14 protein-coding genes are annotated in these 19,311 nt (G+C 61.5%); 8 read left to right on the forward strand and 6 right to left on the reverse strand.

Annotation, left to right across the window (positions count from 1 at the left end; translation table 11 throughout):
• Window positions 1-113 precede the first annotated feature (113 nt).
• Complete coding sequence (locus AC0V6T_RS09555) at window positions 114-1,622, reverse strand: oligosaccharide flippase family protein (RefSeq protein ID WP_486126361.1); 1,509 nt, start codon at window positions 1,620-1,622, stop codon at window positions 114-116.
• A gap of 138 nt (window positions 1,623-1,760) precedes the next feature.
• Here AC0V6T_RS09555 and AC0V6T_RS09560 point away from each other — a divergent pair, with 138 nt between their 5' ends.
• On the forward strand, window positions 1,761-2,453 hold the full coding sequence (locus AC0V6T_RS09560; protein ID WP_486126363.1) for a hypothetical protein: 693 nt from the start codon (window positions 1,761-1,763) through the stop codon (window positions 2,451-2,453).
• Window positions 2,450-3,709 carry a carboxylate--amine ligase gene (locus AC0V6T_RS09565; protein WP_486126365.1) on the forward strand — a complete coding sequence of 420 codons (1,260 nt, stop codon included), beginning with the start codon at window positions 2,450-2,452 and terminating at the stop codon, window positions 3,707-3,709. Before AC0V6T_RS09560 ends, AC0V6T_RS09565 begins: the two co-directional genes overlap by 4 nt.
• Window positions 3,710-3,785: 76 nt before the next feature.
• Here AC0V6T_RS09565 and AC0V6T_RS09570 read toward each other — a convergent pair whose 3' ends face one another.
• Both AC0V6T_RS09570 and AC0V6T_RS09575 read right to left on the reverse strand, forming a co-directional pair.
• Window positions 3,786-4,397, reverse strand: coding sequence for a superoxide dismutase (locus AC0V6T_RS09570; RefSeq protein ID WP_486126367.1), 612 nt, complete (start codon window positions 4,395-4,397; stop codon window positions 3,786-3,788).
• Window positions 4,398-4,508: 111 nt separating this feature from the next.
• Window positions 4,509-6,014, reverse strand: a complete 1,506-nt coding sequence (locus AC0V6T_RS09575) for a carotenoid oxygenase family protein (RefSeq protein WP_486126369.1) — start codon at window positions 6,012-6,014, stop codon at window positions 4,509-4,511.
• A gap of 134 nt (window positions 6,015-6,148) precedes the next feature.
• Here AC0V6T_RS09575 and AC0V6T_RS09580 point away from each other — a divergent pair, with 134 nt between their 5' ends.
• Complete coding sequence (locus AC0V6T_RS09580; RefSeq protein WP_486126371.1) at window positions 6,149-6,967, forward strand: universal stress protein; 819 nt, start codon at window positions 6,149-6,151, stop codon at window positions 6,965-6,967.
• 17 nt (window positions 6,968-6,984) lie between these two features.
• Here AC0V6T_RS09580 and AC0V6T_RS09585 read toward each other — a convergent pair whose 3' ends face one another.
• Both AC0V6T_RS09585 and uvrC read right to left on the reverse strand, forming a co-directional pair.
• The gene (locus AC0V6T_RS09585) at window positions 6,985-7,668 is read right to left on the reverse strand and encodes a DUF6445 family protein (protein WP_486126373.1); all 684 of its coding nucleotides are present in this window, start codon (window positions 7,666-7,668) and stop codon (window positions 6,985-6,987) included.
• A 318-nt stretch (window positions 7,669-7,986) separates the two neighbouring features.
• Window positions 7,987-9,948 (reverse strand): excinuclease ABC subunit UvrC, encoded by a 1,962-nt coding sequence (gene uvrC, locus AC0V6T_RS09590; RefSeq protein WP_486126375.1) that lies wholly within the window; start codon window positions 9,946-9,948, stop codon window positions 7,987-7,989.
• Window positions 9,949-10,164: 216 nt separating this feature from the next.
• Here uvrC and AC0V6T_RS09595 point away from each other — a divergent pair, with 216 nt between their 5' ends.
• From AC0V6T_RS09595 to AC0V6T_RS09610, 4 genes are all read left to right on the forward strand, one after another.
• Complete coding sequence (locus tag AC0V6T_RS09595) at window positions 10,165-11,613, forward strand: peroxidase family protein (RefSeq protein ID WP_486126377.1); 1,449 nt, start codon at window positions 10,165-10,167, stop codon at window positions 11,611-11,613.
• 169 nt (window positions 11,614-11,782) lie between these two features.
• Window positions 11,783-12,913 carry a BaiN/RdsA family NAD(P)/FAD-dependent oxidoreductase gene (locus AC0V6T_RS09600; RefSeq protein ID WP_486128562.1) on the forward strand — a complete coding sequence of 377 codons (1,131 nt, stop codon included), beginning with the start codon at window positions 11,783-11,785 and terminating at the stop codon, window positions 12,911-12,913.
• A gap of 168 nt (window positions 12,914-13,081) precedes the next feature.
• A complete protein-coding gene (locus AC0V6T_RS09605) occupies window positions 13,082-14,692 on the forward strand; it encodes a WS/DGAT/MGAT family O-acyltransferase (RefSeq protein ID WP_486126379.1) in 1,611 nt (536 codons plus the stop codon).
• A gap of 83 nt (window positions 14,693-14,775) precedes the next feature.
• Window positions 14,776-15,588 (forward strand): esterase/lipase family protein, encoded by an 813-nt coding sequence (locus AC0V6T_RS09610; RefSeq protein WP_486126381.1) that lies wholly within the window; start codon window positions 14,776-14,778, stop codon window positions 15,586-15,588.
• 25 nt (window positions 15,589-15,613) lie between these two features.
• Here the strand turns inward: AC0V6T_RS09610 and AC0V6T_RS09615 are convergent, their stop codons facing one another.
• Complete coding sequence (locus AC0V6T_RS09615; RefSeq protein WP_486126383.1) at window positions 15,614-18,811, reverse strand: TonB-dependent receptor; 3,198 nt, start codon at window positions 18,809-18,811, stop codon at window positions 15,614-15,616.
• Window positions 18,812-19,055: 244 nt separating this feature from the next.
• On the opposite strand from AC0V6T_RS09615, the gene infA reads away from it, so the two are divergent.
• Window positions 19,056-19,301, forward strand: a complete 246-nt coding sequence (infA, locus tag AC0V6T_RS09620; protein ID WP_007163491.1) for a translation initiation factor IF-1 — start codon at window positions 19,056-19,058, stop codon at window positions 19,299-19,301.
• The last annotated feature ends 10 nt before the right edge of the window (window positions 19,302-19,311 follow it).

Consider the following 19,311-nt stretch of genomic DNA (forward strand, 5'->3'; position numbering starts at 1 on the left):
TGTGACTTTCCGCTCGTTTTGCATCCAACTCGGCTTTTCTCACCGCAACAACGCGATATCCGCAGCAATCTAGCGCGGCTCATCCGAGTAGGAAAATGACCGGGGTCAGGGGCTTACTTTGCGCTCTCACCCTGCGTGCGCCGCGCCTGCCAGAATTGCTCCAGCATCGTGAGCGCCTGCGCTTCTGCACCGTGTGGGCGGGCAGAGATTGCCCAGATCGACACGATTGCAGCGCCATACACCACGGCTCCGATTGCGACCTCAACAATCAGCGCAGGCAGCGCGCCCATCCCGCCATCTGGCACAGACGCCACCGCCCAGCCCATCAGGCAGGCGGCTGCGAACGGGCGCAGGATTGCGAGTGTGGGCCCTGCCCAATTGATCCGCTCGACGATGCCAAGCACGCCGATCCCCGCCGCCAGCATGACCGCACAGGCGCCAAGAACCGCCTTTGCCATGTCGAGCGGTCCTCCACCCATTGCGACAACCACCGAGATCGCGGTCGCGACAAGGCCAACCCCGCCAATAGCGAGGAATGCTGCAAGCCTTGCTCCGCCCGATGCCTGAAGGCTTGAGATGATGAGCTTGTGAACCGCGAAAATGGCGGCGGCTGGCGCGATCAGCTTGAGGAAAGGCGGCGCTGCGCTCCACTGATCGCCAAGCAGGACGGCAACGGCATTGGGCGCTGTCGCAGCCAGCCCAAGACCAAGCGGCGCTGCAATCAGAGCATAGGCCCCGAGCATGGTCTCAACGCGCAAGGGATCGGCTCCGAGCCGTTCACCGGTCTTTGCGGTTGTCACGAATGTCACCCGGTTCAGCGCGGTCGCAACTTCCTGTGTAAAGATCGAGGAGAGGTCCTTCGAAACCGAATAGAGCCCGGTCACGCTCATCGTGCCCAGACGCCCAACGAAGAAGCGCTCCATCTCGGTGTGGATGGTCTGCGCTGCGTTGGCGAGGAACATCCAGAGCGACATTCCCAGCATCTCCTTGCGCCGGGCAAAGGAGAAGCGCGGACGATAGGGATGAGCGATATAGGACGCAGCGCAATGGCAGATTGCAAAGGCGACCGATCCGATCACCAGCGCCCAATAGCTTTGCAGAATCACTGCCGCCGCGACCGTGATTGCAAGGCTGGTCAGCCGGACCGAAAGCCGCATTTTCAGATCGCGCCCGAACTCCAGATTGCGATCGAAATCGGTGATGCCGATATTGGCAAAGCCGATGATGAGGAACCGCGCCGCCAGAACGATTGTCACAGCGACAAGCGCAGGCTCATCGTAAAACCACGCGACCACCGGCGCGAGCGCAGCCACGACCAACGCCATCGCGCTCAGCACCAGCAATTGCAGCGTCCAGACCGTATCGTAATGGCTGCGCTCCGGCTCTGTGACGCGAAGCAGCGATTGCCTGAGGCCGAGGGACGTAAAGATCTCTGCAAGTGACAGGAATGCCGCCGCAAGCGCGACAATCCCGAAATCAGCGGGGGTCAATAGACGAGCGAGGACCAGGACCGAGAACAAGCCGATAAATCGCATCGACCACGCGATCACGATCGCGGTCGCGGCGCTGCGAACAACGCGCGTTGGCGCTGGGGCCGGATCGGATGTGTCGTACTGCTCCAAAATGCTCGCTTTCGCCCGCGCGCAAAGGTGCGCCGTGCGCGCATGGGTTAGAGGCAATAAGCAAAGATTTGGTAAGCCTAACGGGCTGTTAGGGAAAACAGGTTAGGCAGGTTCGCTTCGAACCGGGTGAACCAGACCATGAAACTTGCCCTGCGATTGTTCCTTCTCGCGCTCGCTGCCTATTCGGCAGTGCTGCTGGCGGTCGAGTGGAACACGTCGCAGGATTATGTTCGCCATTATTTCAGTGACATAGAGGATGGCAGACCCTTCTTCGCGGTCAACACGACGCTGAGCACATTCCTGCTACTTGGCTCGGCCCTGCTCTTGGTTTTCGGCGCGCTTTCTGGTCGCAGGGAAAGCGCCAAGGGCGCACAGCTTTTTGCCTGGTGTCAGTCGGGCATGTTTGCATTCCTCGCCTTTGACGACCGATTCCAGCTTCACGAGGCGCTCGCCTACAAGATCGGGATAGCTGACCATTTTATCATGATGGGCTGGGCCATCGTACAAGTGGCGATCCTTGCGTTGCTGGCACGCCCCGCGAGCATTCCGGTGCGATCCGCCGGCTATTTCATCGCAGGCGTCGTGCTGTTCGCGGTGATGATGGTGTTCGATGCGCTCATGCCGCATGACATGGAGATGCGGCTTTCGCTCGAGGATCTGACCAAGGCCTGGGCGACAGCGATGTTCTTCTTCTCCGCATGGTTCTTCGCCCGCTTCCAGATCGGTCTTGACCCGGATGAGAAGACACTGGGACAGTTCCTGCGATGGATTGTGACGGGCGAACGCACCTGGGCAATGCCAGCCCCGCGAACGGCGAAGGCGGATCGGTGAATTCGCCATTCAAGCCTGAGAACCTGAGCAAAGGAGCAAAAGTCTGCGCACCCGTTCGACGCAAGCAACGCGCTCGCAAGGCGTTGGTGCTGGCAGACAATATCGGCGTGTTTCTGGCGATAGCGCGTTCGCTTGGGCGCGCCGGGATTACGGTTGACGTCGCCACCTCAGAGCTTGGCTATGCGGGTCTATCTTCGCGCTTCGTTGCGCAGGTTCACCGGATGCCGTCCTACCTCAGCGACCTTGACGGGTGGCTGAGTGCGATTGCCCGGTTGGTCGAGAACGAGCGTTACTCACTGATCATCCCGACGAGCGACGCCAGCCTCGAGGTGCTCTCGCGCGCAGCCGATCACGTGGCCCCCGATTTGCTCGCGCTTCCGGGTGACGAGGCGCTTCGCATCTTCACCGACAAGCGCGCCACCCGCAGCCTTGCCGCCTCGCTTGGCATCCCGATTGCTCAAGGCGAGAGCGCAGACAGCCTGGCGACGTGGAAGCGCAAGCATCAGGCCAGATTTCCGCTCGTCGTTAAACCGGCTGCGTCCTACGCCCATGGCAGCGGCTCAGCCAAAGCTCCTGTGTCGATCGTCCGAGACGAGGCTGAGTTTGACCGTTGCGCTGAGATATTGGGCGAGCGCGCTGTCATCGTCGAAGATTATCTTCCCGGCACCGGGATCGGCGTTTCCGTCCTTGCCCGGCACGGTTCAATCGAACTCGTGTGGCAACATCGCCGCCTTGCATCGACCCACGAAACGGGTCGATCTTCCGTGCGATTGGGAGAGCCTCCCTCGCCTGCCTTGCTCGAAGACGTAACCCGGATGGCGGCGGCAACCGGGCTCAATGGCGTCGCCATGTTTGAATTTCGCATGGATGAGCGTACCGGCAACTACATCCTGGTCGAGGTGAACCCGCGCTTCTGGGGCTCGCTTCCATTAGCGGTGGCTGCCGGATACGACTTTCCCCTGGCCGTATGGGCGATGCACACCGGGGAACCGTTCGAGGGTCCCGCACCGTCAACTCTGCGCGGCGCGCGCCAAATCAATCTCGACGGCGAAATCGACCGCCTTTCCGAAACCGGCCACGGGGCCATCGGACAATTGCGAAAAGCCGCCAGGACGCTCTGGCTCTGCGCGGCTGCACTCGTGAGGCCTGAAATGTTCGACAGCTGGGCGAGCGACGATCCCGCTCCGCACCGGGACGAGATCAGGCGCGCGTTTTCGAGGCTTGTCGGCGCGGCCGGTCGGCGGCTGCGATCCTGATCATTCGGCACGAAGAAAAACCCGGCCTGCGGCATAGCGCAGACCGGGTCTCTCAAGTGTTGGCTTTTCGAAGTGCTTACTTCGGGTAAGTCCAGGTCGTGCCGCGCGCGAGGTTCTCGCTGGCGAAGGCCCAGTTGATCTTGTTGTCGACCACTGCATCGAGATAGGCCGGGCGGGCATTCTGGTGGTCGAGGTAGTAGGCGTGCTCCCACACGTCGATCGTCAGCAGCGGGTTGAAGTCGCTGTCAGCGAGCGTATCGCCATCATGCGTTTCCTCGATCGAAAGCTTGCCGTCCTTTTCCGCAAGCCAAACCCAGCCGCTTGCGAAGTGGCCAGCGCCGCGTGCCTTGAGCTGGCTCTTGAGTTCGTCGACTGACCCGAAAGCCTCTTCGATCTTGGCCTTGAGTTCGTCGGACGGAGCGGTCTCGCTGCCGGCCATCGAGTGCCAGTAGAAACCGTGGTTCCAGGTCTGTGCCGAGTTGTTGAACAGACCCTGGTTCGAACCGCGAGCAGCCGAAATCACATCTTCAAGCGCGGCGTCGTCATGCGGTGTGCCCTCGATCGCGTCGTTCATCTTGCTCACGTAAGCGTTGTGGTGCTTGCCGTGGTGATAGGAGAGGGTCTCGGCTGAAACCGCCGGACTAAGCGCGGTGTCAGCATAGGGGAGGTCGATCAGTTTGAATGCCATGAGTAGGGTCCCTCTTTGGTTCGAGTGTGCTTGAGTTCGTTTTTGGGGTTCGTATTGTAAACTCGCGAAACACCTAGTGGTTTCGAAACAGATTAAAAGGGGCGAGTTCCCCTAGGCGGCCTGCGCCTCGCGCTTGAATTCAGCGTCGGCAGCAAGCTGGCTGTGCTCGACCCAACAGGTGTGCACGCCGCTCGAAATCTTGTGCGGCAAGGCGGCGCGGCAGATCGGTCCCTTGGCGATGTCGGAGGCATCGAGGATCGCAAGCTGCGAGGTTCCGGTGTTCTCGTCGATCAGGAAGGTCACGAGGTAACCATCGTCCTCGGATGAAGCGCCTTTCCTCGGCACCATCGGGCTTTCGCTCGCATAGACGCCTTCAGGAAGCTGGTAGACCTGTTCCTCGCTCGTCTCGGTATCGTGGCGAACATATCCATTGAACAGGAACCAGCCGGGGCGCGTGGTGGTCGACCAGATGTAGCGGCTCTTCTGCATGAGGAAGTCAGGATTGATCATGCCGAATTCGACAATGCGGTCCGACAGGCGCTCCTCGGTGGTTTCGCCGGTCTTGAGGTTGAAGCGCCAGCGGTGGAGGCGGCTCTGGAAGCTGTGTTCGTCCACATAGGCCATCATGTGGCTGTATTCGCCCGCTTCCTCGATCGGGTCGGGCATGGGCTTGTCCTGATAATAGCCTTCGAGCACAACCTCGTCGCCGTCTGACCCAGAAACTTCATACGCGTTCGTCCAGTGGAGGACGTAGGTGGGAGAGGCTTCGAACCAGCGGATGTCCTCCGGTGCCCCGTGACGCGGGATCAGCGCGAAACGCGTGGGTACGCCCTCGTGGATGCGCGCCGCGTGAATGTTCCGCTCCAGCAGGTTCGCATCCCAGAACAGCGGCATGTCGTTGAGGATCGACCAGTTCTTGGTGATCGCCATGTCATGCGGCAGGCGCGGACCGGGGAGCGGGATCGGCACGTAATGCGCAAGGTTCCCCTCACGGTCGACCACGCCGTAATGCATGTAGGGCGCGTATTTCGAGTAATTGAAGAACATCATTTCGCCGGTCGCTTCGTCCACCTTCGGGTGCGCCGATACGCCATCGATCGGCCCCCACGGCGCCTTGCCCTTGTTGGCGAGCGTCACGGGGTCGAGCATCCACGCCTCCCCGCATTGGTAGAAGGTCGCGTAAGCGGTCCCGGCGTGAACGATGATGTCGGTGGAGCCTGTGTCCTTAAGCCCCTCATGCGCGCCATAACCGGGCCTCGCACTCGTGCCATGAGAGTCCATCAGACCGCCCCAGAGCGCTTTTCCAGCGATCTGCTCTTCGGTGAAGCAATGGGTGCGGATGAAGCGGTTGCGGTAGCTGGCCTTGCCGCCCGAAATGCTGACCTGGTGCACCATCGCATCGCCATCGAACGGATGGTGGCGGCCAAGCGGCTGGTGAACCGGATTCTCCGTATTGCGCAGGTAGATGCCGTCGATATCGTCTGGGATCGCGCCCTCAATCACTTCAAGCTCATCGACGTCGACCTCTTCGTGGCACGGCGTCCACGGCCCTGACAGATAGGGGTGGTTCGACGGCTCAAGGCTGGTCTTAACCGGCGGATGGCGTGTGATCGTCACGGGCGTCTCCCTCTTCGCTGCCACCCTAGCGCGATCCAGAACCTGCGCAAAATCAATCTCGCGAAAATTGATCTGGATCAATGCTGGTTGGCGCGGGCTGGATCACAATGCAATTCAACACTGGGAGACGAGCTATGAAATCCATACTTCTTCACATCGACGCCGACCACTGCATGGAAGCGCGCATGCAGGTCGCACTGGACCTTGCGCGAGCATCTGGCGGACACATCACCTGCCTTCAGGCGGTCAGCTACGAGGTGTTCGCACCCGGCGACTTCTACGGATCGGCGATGGCAGCAGCGATGCCGCGCATCAAGGAAGCCGCTGAGGAACTGCGCAAGGAGATCGAGACCGACCTCGCCAACGAAGACGTCGCTTGGGAGTGGCGCTTTCTCTACGGCATGCCCGAACAACGCCTGCTCGAACAATCGGCGCTGCATGACGTCATTATCGTCGGCCCGCACGACGTGGGCGAGGAAGGCTCGCGCGGTCCGTCATCCATGGTGGGCGAGCTGGCGATCAAGGCCCCCGTGCCGGTGCTGGTGGTACCGGGCGATACCAAGAAATTCGAGGTCAGCGCCCCGGCTCTGATCGCGTGGAACGGTTCACCCGAGGCAGCGACCGCGCTTCGCATGGCACTGCCCCTGCTGGCACAGGCGAGCAAGGTCTTCATCGCCTGCGTGTCCGAAGAGGACGAGAAGAGCTTCTACGATTTCCCGCCCACCGAAGCCGCAATGTATCTCAACCGCCACGGGATCGATGGCGAGGTCATCTCCATTCCAAAGGGGAAAGCGAAGATTTCCGATACGCTGTTTTCGGCGGCCCAGATGCGCGATTGCGGGCTGATCGTGATGGGAGCCTATGGCCACTCGCGCCTTGCCGAGATGCTGCTGGGCGGCGTCACCCGCCGGATGCTGAGCGATCCGCCCATGCCGATCCTGCTCGGGCGTTGAGCTAGTGGCGGCGGCGGTCAGGTTCCGTAGAGGAACATGTTGACCGTCAGCCGCCCTTCTCGCGGGTCATCGCTCAACGCGTGCGCGTTCGGGATGATACCGGAATGCAAGGACCGCCCGCGATACAGCGCCACGCGGTCCATCCGCGCCTCGACCGAACCGATCTGTTCGAAACGCTCGCTGTCTCCTGAGGGATAGCCCGGCTCGACAGGTCCGAACTCGCGGTCGTCCTCTGCAAGCGCGGCGGCATAGGCGGCCTCGCGCTCGGGCGTGATCTTTTCAAAGCCGGTGCGGCGGTGGCGATAGAAGGCCGTGCCGCCACTCTCTGGTCCATCGAGGTAGTGCATCAGGGCAACGCGTCCCGGATCGGAATGATCGTGATGCGGGATGCTCTGGCGCGCGTTTAACTCGCCCGGCGCGAGGCTGACGACCGAGAAGGCTGCAACCTCGCACTGGATTGACCGCGCGAGGCCGAAAACGCGCGCCATCAGCTGCATCATCAGGTCGCGCCTGATATCGAGATAGGACGGGTCCGCAGGCGCGCGGCGTCCCGGATAATCGACCCCAGCGGGATAATATTGCGAGCGATAGCCGAGATCGCGAAGCCGCTCGGGCTGACCGGTGAAATTGTCGATGATGACAAGCGGTTCGCGCTCTTCGCCGATCGTTTCGACGCTGACCTTGGCTTCGGGCAATTGCATGGCTCACCCCCTAGCGACATTGGCGTGAGAAATCATGCTTTCCTGACGGCTGATGCCTCGGTCTATCCCGCGAGTCGCGCAATGTTCGATTGGCCCGAGATACAAATGTTATAATCCCGCTCAGCCAGCTCAGACTCGATTTCACCTCGATTCAATCGCTTGGATAAGGAGCCCTCTTTCGCGGTTTACGCGGGCTAATCTCAGTAGCACACTGCACTTGATGGGGGATTACGGCACGGGCACATCGCTGCCAGCGTGTTAGGTTAGAAGGGGCCGCGGAGCGACACGTGGTCCCTTCGCCTTTTTGGGCGCCTGCCCTTACCCGCCCGCGTGGTAGAAATCGTATATCTTGCGCGCAACCGCGTCGCTTACGCCAGGCGCGCGTTGCAGGTCTTCGAGCGCGGCTGCGCGGACCTTCGATGCGGTGCCGAAGTGGAGCAGCAGCGCCCGCTTTCTCGCAGGACCGATACCGGGGATTTCGTCCAGTGGTGACGCGGTGATCGCTTTCGAACGCTTCGCCCGGTGCGCGCCGATGACATAACGGTGGACCTCATCGCGAAGGCGCTGGGCGTAAAACAGGACCGGCGAATTGGTCGGCAGCGTCTTTTCACGCCCATCGGGGAAGTGAAACACCTCCCGCCCTTCGCGCCCGTGATGCGGGCCCTTGGCGATGCCGACGACCGGCACCTCGTCCGCGATGCCGAGTTCCTCTAGCACCTCCATCACCGAGGAGACCTGCCCCTTGCCCCCGTCGATGAGGACAAGGTCGGGCCAGATCGTCTCGTGGCTGTTCTTTTTGCCATTCTCGCCATCCGGGTTCTCGGCAAGATTGCGGAAGCGGCGGCGCATGACCTCGCGCATCATCCCGAAGTCATCGTTGGTCTGCGCCTCGCGGATGTTGAACTTGCGATATTGCGACTTTTCAAAGCCTTCCGGACTGGCGACCACCATCGCGCCCACCGCCTTTGCGCCCTGGATGTGACTGTTGTCGTAGACCTCGATCCGCTCGGGCGGTTCGCCCAGCTCAAGGAATTCGGCAAGCTCGCGATTGACCTTGGCCTTGGTCCCTGTCTCTGCAAGCCGCCGGTCGAGCGCGTCGACGGCATTGCGGCTCGCCTGCGCCATCAGCTTGCGCCGGTCGCCGCGTTGCGGGATCGAGATTTGCACCTTCTTGTCGGCAATTTCGGTGAGCGCTGCTTCCATCAACTCGCCTTCGGGCAGGTCGCGGTCGACCAGGACCATCGGCGGCGGAGGCACTTCCTCGTAGAATTGCAGCATGACGTTCGCGAGGACCTGTTCTTCCTCAACGTCCTTGATGTGGCTGGGGAAGAATGCGCGGTGCCCCCAATTCTGCCCGCCGCGAATAAAGAAGGCCTGCACGCAAATCTGCCCGCCCTTGGCCGCAAGCGCGAACACATCGGCATCACCCACTGCTTTTGCATTGATTGCTTGGCTGCCTTGAATGAACGTCGCCGCACGCAGCCGGTCGCGCAGGATCGCGGCGGTTTCGAAGTCGAGCTCTTCGGCGGCCTTCGCCATCTGCTTTTCGAGATCGGCCTGCACCTGGCTCGACTTGCCAGCGAGGAAGTCCTTCGCCTGGCTCACCAGCGCGTCATAATCCTCGACCGATATGCGATCGACGCAAGGGGCCGAGCAGCGCTTGATCTGGTAGAGCAGGCAAGGCCGGTCGCGATTGTTGAAGAAGCTGTCGGTGCATGAGCGCAGCAGGAACAGCTTCTGCAACGCATTCAGCGTCGTGTTTACGCTCCCCGCGCTTGCGAACGGGCCATAGTAGTTCCCCTTTGCGCGCCTTGCGCCGCGATGTTTGTGGATGCGCGGGAACTCGTGGTCGGCGCGCAGCAGGATGAAGGGAAAGCTCTTGTCGTCGCGCAGCAGCACATTGAACGGCGGGCGAAAGCGCTTGATCAGCTGCGCTTCGAGCAGCAGCGCCTCGGCTTCCGAATTGGTGGTGACGATTTCCATGCTGCGGCATTGCGAGACCATCCGCATCAGCCGTGTCGTGAGCTGATTGACCTGCGTGTAATTCGCCACCCTCGCCTTCAGGCTGCGCGCCTTGCCGACATAGAGCACGTCGCCGCGCGCATCGATCATGCGGTATACGCCCGGCACTGGCTTCAGCGTCTTCACCGTCTCACGGATCGCCTCTACACCCGCCTCGAGGTTAGGCTGAGCGCGGGCAACCGTTGAGGCTGCGCGACTCTCATCGAAACGCTGCGCGCCTCGGGGGTCTTGGGGAGAACCTGCCTTCGTTCGGGACATGCCCAGCTAGATAGTGTGCTTCCCTCGACGATGAAAGCCACTGCGAAACGCTCATGCACGATCCACTTTGATAGTTTCGTCGCACGTAGTGCACAGTAAAACGCAGTTTTCACCGAATGTCGGATGAGTCCAATAGAACAATTCGGGGCTATTCATATTCCCATGACAAAATAAAGCTGACGGGTTGCCTTTGTTTAACTAACAGGAGGCAAATAAATGGCTGGTCAAGAACACCACGGGATGAAGCCCCTCGAGGGCCTCAGCCCCTATTGCAACGTAAAGAAATACGGCCACGAAAACGAAGGAGAGCAGCGGGACGACCGGTTCGGTCGGATGTTCCCCAAGCTCAGCCCGGCCTACACAAACCCGAACATTCTTTCCGCTATCGGCGCGAAGGGCGGCCCGATGGATGGCGGCGCAAAGAACGACCGCACCGACACCGTGCCGGTCGGCATGATCTTCTTCGGCCAGTTTGTTGATCACGATATCACTCTGGATGCGAGCACGACGTTCGACAGCGTCGTCGACAATCCGGGCGAAATTGCCAATGTGCGGACCCCGACGCTCGACCTCGACTGCATCTATGGCCTTGGCCCTGAGGCGCAGCCTTACCTGTTCGAGCAAGGCGGACCGTTTGGCGGCGTGAAGCTGCTGACCGGAGCCGATAATCCGGGTCAGGCGGGCCTTGCCGAACACGATCTGCTACGCGCTCCCAATGGCCGGGCGATCATCGGCGACCCGCGCAATGACGAGAACCGGATCATCAGTCAGATCCAGCTGGCGATCATCCGCTTCCACAACCACGTCGCCGATACGATCCATGGCGAAACGGGCCTTGAGGGTCACGAGCTCTACGAAGCCTCTCGTGAGGAAACGACCTGGCATTACCAGTGGGCGCTGGTGAATGACTTCCTGACCGCAATGTGCGGCATTCCGGTAGTCGAGAAGATCCTCGGCTGCGGGCGCAAACATTATTGCGGCCCGGTACCCTTCATCCCGGTCGAGTTTTCGGTCGCCGCTTATCGGTTCGGCCACTCGATGATCCCAATGAAGGTCCAGACTCGCAAGGGCGAGAGCGCGCTTGAGCTTTTCGGTTCGCTGCTCGGTCAGGGCTTCGACGCGGTCGGCGATCCAAGGGCGGTGGTCGACTGGCACGAGCTGCTCTTCACGCCGGAGAACCGCCAGGTCGAACGCGCGCAGAAGCTCGACACGAAGCTTGCAGGCGACTTGCTTGCCCTGCCCTTCATCGCACCCCCTGCCGAGAACTCGCTCGCAACGCGCAATCTGCTTCGCGGCAACACCTTCCTCCTTCCCGGAGGTGAGAAGATTGCCGAGGCGATCGGATGCGACGAGGCGACGATCAAGAAGGTGATCAAGAAGGTCGAGAAGGTGAACGGCGATCTTGGCGCCGATGGTATCCCGCTTTGGCTCTACCTCCTCGCTGAAGCTGAAGTGATCGGCCGGGCAGAGGTGAATGGCAGCGACAAGGAAGGCGAAGCGCTCGGCCCCGTGGGCGCGACCATCGTTGCCGAAGTCATCATCGGCCTGCTCGAGCTTGATGAGCACTCTTATCTTGGCGCGAACCGCAACTGGTCCCCGCGCGAGGAATGGAACACGCTCGGCAAGCTTGTCACAGTTGCTCAGCCCGCACTGCCTGCGGTCTGACCATTGTCCCGGGAGAGGGGAGGTCGGCGCCAAACCCCGGTGCGTCGGCTTCCCCTCATACCGCAGGCTCATGAAATAAGGACAATTGGCAAGCGCCGCTGGCGCGCCTACGGGCGTGGCGGTGAACCACTATGATGTCATAATCCTCGGCGCAGGCGCAGCCGGCCTGATGTGCGCGGCAAGAGCCGGCCAGCACGGCAAGCGTGTCGCGGTGCTTGAGAAGGCGGACCGGCCCGGTAAGAAAATCCTGATCTCTGGCGGCGGGCGCTGCAACTTCACCAATATCGACGCAGGCCCTGCGAACTATCTTTCGGCCAACCCGCATTTCGCCAAGTCTGCGCTGGCACGATACACGCCTCAGGACTTCATCGACCTCGTCGATGCTCACGGGATCGCATGGCACGAGAAGACGCTGGGTCAGCTCTTCTGCGACGGATCGGCCAAGCGAATCGTGCAGATGCTTCTCGATGAATGTCCCGAGAGCGTCGACGTTATCTGCAACGCAGATGTGAGCGCGGTTGTGAAGGACGGTGAAGATTTCGCTGTATCAGCATCGGGCGAAAGCTACGCCGCTCCTGCCCTTGTCATCGCAACCGGCGGCCCCTCGATCCCCAAGATGGGCGCTACCGGCTTTGCCTACGACCTCGCGCGCCAGTTCGGCCTCAAGGTGGTCGAGCCGCGCCCTGCCCTCGTCCCTCTGACGCTGGGGGGAGACGACGTGCTGTTTCGCGAACTGTCAGGCGTTTCCGCTCCGGTTCAGGCACGCGCGGGCAAGACAGCCTTCGATGAAGCCGCGCTGTTCACGCATAAGGGGCTGTCAGGCCCGGCGATCCTGCAAGTTTCGTCCTATTGGAGGCACGGCGAGGAAGTCGGCATCAGGTTTCTTCCGCAAGCCGATGCCGAGTGGCTAATCGAACTCAAGCGCGATCGCCCGCGTGCAAGCCTCAAAAGCGTGCTGCGGGAGCATCTCCCGGACAGACTTGCTGACGCATTGGCGGACCGCCTCGGCATCGAGCGCGAGCTTGGCAATGTCTCGGACAAGGAACTGCGCAAGGCAGGCGCTCAGCTCGCCGACTGGCGCTTTTCTCCCACCGGGACCGAGGGTTTTGCCAAGGCAGAAGTGACCATCGGCGGCATCTCGACGTCCGAATTGTCGAGCAAGACGATGGAAACGAAGAAAGTCCCTGGCCTCTACGCCATAGGCGAAGCGGTCGATGTGACGGGATGGCTCGGCGGCTACAATTTCCAGTGGGCCTGGGCGAGCGGAGTGGCCGCAGGCGAAAGCATAGCGACGCAATAAAGTTACACAGATTGTGACAACTGCGCCACTTCACGGGCGCGTAAGGTTGTCACGCAGATGAAACGTGCCTACCAATCGACAAAGAGCTCGATAACGAGCCGGATGGGACAGCCCTTGCGCGCTTTGGGTGCGAGGAAACGGAGAGGCAGCTTGCGTCAATTGCAGGGCATGGATTCATCGTTTGTCGCGATGGAATCACCGAATTCGCCGATGCATATCGGCAGCGTCCTCATCTACAATCCCGAAACCGCGCCCGGCGGCTTTGTCCGCTTCAAGGATATCCTGAATTTCATCGAGAACCGGCTGCAGCTGTCCACCACCATGCGCCAGCGTCTGGTCCGGGTGCCGTTCGACCTCGATTATCCCTACTGGGTCGAGGATCCCAATTTCGATCTTGAATACCATGTCCGTCACGTCGCCCTGCCCAAGCCGGGTGACTGGCGGCAATTGTGCATTCAGGCCGCGCGCATCCACGCCCGCCCGCTCGATCTCAGCCGTCCGCCTTGGGAATTCACCGTGGTCGAAGGGCTCGACAATGTTCGCGGCTATCCCAAAGGCTGCTTCGCTTTCGTCACCAAGGTCCACCATGCCGCCATCGACGGGATGAGCGGGATCGACCTGATGGAGGCAACGCACACCACGACAGCCACGACCGCGCCTCCAAACCTGCCCGACGAATGGAAGCCGGAGAAAATTCCCGGTCCGGTCGAACTGCTTGGCAAGAGCTATTTCAACGCGCTGCTCAACCCATTGAAGCAGGCGCAGGTCGCTGCACAAGCCGTCCCGGGCGTCGCGAGCGCAATCAAGGGTCTGGTGACGCGCGATTTCCAGCTCACCAGCGATTTCGTCCCGCCGCGCACGCGCTTCAACAAGAGCATTTCACCGCACCGCGTGGTCGAAGGGCGCACTTTCGATCTCGCCGAGTTCAAGTCGATCCGCGCGCTTCTGCCAGACGCCAAGGTCAACGACGTTGCGCTCGCGGTCGTGGGCGGGGCGCTTAACAAATACCTCACCGCCAAGAACGATCTGCCCAAGTCGACCATGACGGCGATGGCGCCGATTTCGGTCCGCTCGACCGACGAGAAGGGCGACATGGGCAACCAGGTCGCAGCCATGATCGCGCCACTTGGATCGCATATTGCCGATCCCAAGGAACGGCTCGAATACGTCTTCAAGCAGACCAGCAATTCCAAGGCGATGACCAACGCGCTGGGCGCGCGCACCATGACCGAGGTGAGCAAGGTCAATCCGCTGCTCTACATGGCACTGGGCGCGCAATTGTTCAGCCGTGTGAGCCTCGCTCACAAGGTGGCGATGCCGTTCAACACGGTCGTCACGAATGTTCCCGGCCCGCCGGTCCACATCTATTCGAGCGGTGCGCGGATGGAGAGCATGGCGCTCTCGCTCATTTGCCTCACCGACGGGCTTGGCCTTGCGCATGTCGTGCAATCCTATGTCGATGAAGCCTATATCAGCTTCACCGCCTGCCGAGACATCCTGCCTGATCCGGAATTCTATTCGCAGTGCATTCAGGACAGCTTTGACGACATGCTGGCAGCGGCAAAGGCGCTAGACGCGGCTCCGAAGGCAAAGGCGCCCGCTCGCAAGTCGGCTTCGAAACCGGCGGCGCGCAAGACCACGCGCGCGGCACCGGCAAAGAAGGCGCCGGCGAAGAAGGCACCGGCCAAGAAGGCAGCCTCAACTTCATCGGCGGCAAAGCCTGCCAAGCGCAAGCCCAGGGCCACGACAAAGAAGATCGAGAGCAACCCGGCCAAATAGGAATATCAAGTTTTCGCGGGATCATAACAATAACAAGTGCGTACCGCATAAAATCATAAGGGCGCACAAGCAGGAGAGAACATATGGCGAGCATCGCCCCCAGCCAATCCGGTTTTTCCGGAGGCCCTCAGGCACGGGTAGCCCAGCCGCCCAACCGGCTCTGGACCCTGACCGAAGGCCGCGCGATGGGAGAATTCGCCGCCTTCTACGCCGCGCTTCCCGCCATGCGGATGCTGCCGCGCGGGGATGGGCATTCGGTGATGTTCCTGCCCGGCTTCATGGCCTCGAACCGCTCGACCGTTCCGATGCGCCGGCTCTTCACCGAGCTCAATTACGACGCACATGGCTGGGAATCGGGCCGCAATGTGCGCGTCAACGAAGCGACCGTCATGAAGATGGAGAACCAGCTGACCCGGCTTTTCAAGTCATCGGGCCGTAAGGTTTCGCTGATCGGATGGAGCCTTGGCGGCGTGCTGGCGCGTGAGCTTGCCAAGCTTCATCCCGAAAAGGTGCGCCTTGTCGCAAGCCTAGGCAGCCCGCTTTCGAACGATCGCGGCCATTCGTCAGCCAAGCGCCTGTTCGAACTACTCAATGGCAACGAGCCGAAGGTCATTCAGAAGGGCAAGTTCGACGAATTGCACATCGCTCCGCCCGTTCCAACGACTTCGATCCTGACCAAGACCGATGGCGTCGTCCACTGGCGCGCGAGCGTGCAGGAAGAAGGCGATCACCCGAGCGAGAACATCGTGGTCCACGCAAGCCATCTGGGTCTTGGAGTGAACCCTTCGGTGATGGTCGCACTGGCGGACCGGCTCTCGCAGAATGAAGGCGGATGGCAGCCCTTTTCGCCCTCGCTTTTCCAGCGCTGGCTGTTTCCGAAGTTGAGCGTGAATTAAGCGTAAGGCACGCTTCGCTTCGGGACTAAAACAGCTTCCGGATGTCGATGCCGACAAATCGGCCCACAGGGTCGATCAGGAAGGGCTGGAAGTTGATCGGCGTCTCGCCGTTGCTGTCGACCACCTGCCGCTGCGCGTCGAAGACGTTGTCGGCGCGCAGGGATATGCGCAGGTTCTTGAGAACCGGGCTCTCGCTCTTGAAGACCTCGTCGAGGTTGGCAAACACGCGCAGGTCAAAGGTTGCGAGGTCGCCAAAAAACAGGTCCGCCGATCCTGGCAGTCCGGTTCCATCGAGGCGTGTCGAGCCGGTGTAACGACCCGAGAGCCGCATGCCGAGACCGCCGCCAAAGATGCCCGCTTCAAGCCGCGAGGAATGGCGCGGCAGGCCGAATGCGCCCGTGCCCTGACCGTCAAGCTGATCGAGCGGCGCAAGGCCGGGTGCGATCAGGATTTCGTTCTCCAGCTCGATTGTGTGGTTGAGCGACGCGAAGTAGCGGAAACCCTGGAAACTGCGCCGCGCAAGCGGGTTGAAGCCGCCCGGAGGACCGCCGCCTCCGCCGCGCGCACCGGGACCGCCGCCACCCTGACCGCCATCACCCTGCGCGCCGCCGCCCTGGCAATAACGTCCGCGCAGTTCTGCGATACGTTCGTCGGAGATGTTGCCGTCTTCGTCACGAAGCCGGTCGAGCATGCGCCCGGCCATTGCCGGATCGAAGCCGGGAAGTTCATCCGAGACATCCTCGCCAGCGTCGATGCGCGCGATCAGTGTCTTGATCCGTTCGGCTCCGTCCTCGGCGCAGGCTATCGCTCGGAACGCGGCAAAGCCTTCGCGGCGTCCGCTACCCGGAGCACCGGGAGGACCGCCCTCGCCGCCGCCTCCGCTCGCTCCCGGTCCCATCGACGCCGGATCGAAGCTGCAAATGCGCTCGCGCGCGCGGGCGAGGCGTTCGGGGTCGATCTCGCCATCCTCGCCGCGTACTCGGTCGAGCAGGCGCGCAAATCGCTGCGCATCGAAGCCGGGGACGATGGTCGAAAGGTCTTCGCCGTTGGACACCGCCTCGGCCAGCCGTGTGAGCACTTCGAGGCCGTCATCGGCGCAAATGCGTGTCCGGAACTGCATAAAGGCTTCACGCTGCTCGGCACTCGGGGGCCCGCCGCGTCCATCAGGACCGCGAGCGCCTTCGGGAGGTCCGCCAGCGCCCGAACCCGATGCCTGCTGTGGTCGCCCACGGGGCGGACCGCCTCCCCCACCGGGAGGCCCACCGCGCTCTTGGCCAGCGCCGATGCTGCCGCGGAAGAAGAGGCTGAACTGAAGGCGATCGGCCCGCGTCTCGGCAAAGGTCACTGCGCGCCGGTCGACCGAGAGGATCTGGCCATCATCATCGCGCACGACCCGGCCCGGAAACGCGGATTCGATTTCGGGCGTGATCTGCGGGAAGCCTGCGGTCACATCATCCGAGCGGTTGCGGATATACTCGACCGTGAAGCGAGTGCCGGACCAGAACGGAAGCTCCCAGTTGGCCGCGAATTTCCAGTCGCGCTGTGTTTCGGCAAGCAGGTCGGGATTGCCGCCGGTGATGACGGTCGCGAGCACGGTCTCGCCGTTCGTAAAGTCAAAGACTGGAGAATTTAGGTTTTCGACCTGGGGCGCGCCAAGAGCGCTCAGACCAGGTGCAACTTCGCGCACGATATAGGTTGCGGACAGGTCCAGATTGTCGAACGGCGCCCAGGTCAGGCCAAGCGTGTAGTCGCCCAAGGTCCCGAAATCGCTAAGCCGGTCGACCCCGATCTGGCCGTTGAGAGTAAAGCTACCCAAAGCATCTGCAAAACCGTTGCGGCGACTGGTGATCGGAATGACGAGGTTCATTCCGGTCGAGAGATCGCCTCGCGTCAAGTCTGCAGGGAGGCTGCCGCGCGTATCGGAGCTCTGCAAATTCGACCAGTCGTATGCGACATCGAATGTCGCAAGAAGCTCCCCACCGGGCAACTGAGCGAGCGGTCCCCTCATAGTCGTGAGGGTTTCAGCGCTTACGCCTCTGCGGCGCGCAATGTCGAACCCTGCGTCGACCGCCTCCGGCAGGGCGCCCTCGATAGCCAGACCTCCATCGAGTGCGCGGGCCTGCAGTTCGCTGGTATCGAAGCGCCGGTCGATCTCCTGAGTGTTTTCGGAATATCCCGCATTGAACGTGGTGGTCAGTCGAAACGCATTGATCGGTTTTGTCAGCGACCCCGAAGCGTTGAAGAAGTCTTCCGCCGTCACCTGCTGAAGCGGCGTCTCCTCGCCAAAAGTCCTGAGAGCACTGTTACCGTCCGCATCGGTCAGCCTCACCGTATTGAGGCCCCTCAAAGAGCGCCGGTCGCTGCGATTGTAATTCGCGTTGGCCGACAGTGAGATTCCGCTGTCGATCAGCGCCTTTGCGTAGCTCACATTCGCTTCAAGCCCGCGGGCATCTGCAACAAGGCTGCGAAATTCGGCCTGATCGGGATCGCCTGCCACGTCAGATATCGAACCGGGCGTCTGGATGATGTCACGTTCATCCTCCGTCAGGATCGAGTTGTCCGATGCCTCGAAGGTGAAGTTGATACGCGCACCGTCAGCGATCTGGAGGAAGCCCAGTTCCTGCTCGCGCTGGTAATAGCCACCTCGCGACGGGCCTTCGAATTCAAACTCAACCTCGGCGTTGCGGTAGTTCTCCTTGAGGATCAGGTTGATAACGCGGCGGTCGGGCGGAAAGCCGAAACGCTGCGCGGTTTCTTCGGGGAAGACCTCGACGCGTTCGAGTGCTTCTGGCGGGTAATTTGCAAACTCGCGGAATGAGCCAACGCGGATGCCGTTGATCAGAATGACGGGCCGCCCGCCTCCTCCACGTCCGCGCGCGGAGCCGGTCTGGTTGGTGATCTGGGTGATGAGATCGGCGATCGAGGTGACGCCTTCTGCTGCGATCGCGTCGGTATCGAGTTCAAGAAGCGGCGCCTGCTCCACGTCGAGCTGCCCGCGAAGACGCTCACCCGAGACGACGATCTCGCCGGAGCCCGAGCCGAAATCCTCGCCCAACTCGCGCTCACCTTGCGGTTGAGAACCAGACTGGTCACCCGATTGCTGCGCGGTAGTGGGCGCGTCATTCTCTGCATCGACATCGCTCGCGGAAAGCGGCGCTCCAGCAAAGGCGGCATAGCTTGCCCCCGCCAGCAGGGCGGTGCGCGAAATGGGGGAGAGGATCATTGAGGCCCTTTTGAGCGAATTCTTAGGAGGGGCAAGCGGCTGAATTGTATCAAAATGCAACGCAAGAAACGCAAGAACGATCCGTTAGGATGCAACAAACCGCCCTGCAAACCACATCGCAAGTGGCCGCTCGGTAACGGCGCGCTCTTCCCTTTTCGTGCTTCCATCGCTAAATGGCCCGCGCAGAACGACCAACTGCACGGCGAACGTCAATTCGTCGACAACCAAAAACGCAAGGAATTACATGGCCAAGGAAGAACTTCTCGAAATGCGCGGGCGCGTCGTCGAGCTGCTGCCCAATGCGATGTTCCGGGTAGAGCTTGAAAACGGCCATGAAGTGCTGGGTCACACGGCAGGCAAGATGCGCAAGAACCGCATCCGCGTGCTGGTGGGTGACGAAGTGCTTTGCGAACTGACGCCGTACGACCTCACCAAGGCGCGCATCACCTATCGCTTTATGCCGGGCCGCGGCGGTCCCGGTCCTCAGTAAGCGACCGCGC

Source organism: Erythrobacter sp. S158, from assembly GCF_057364915.1.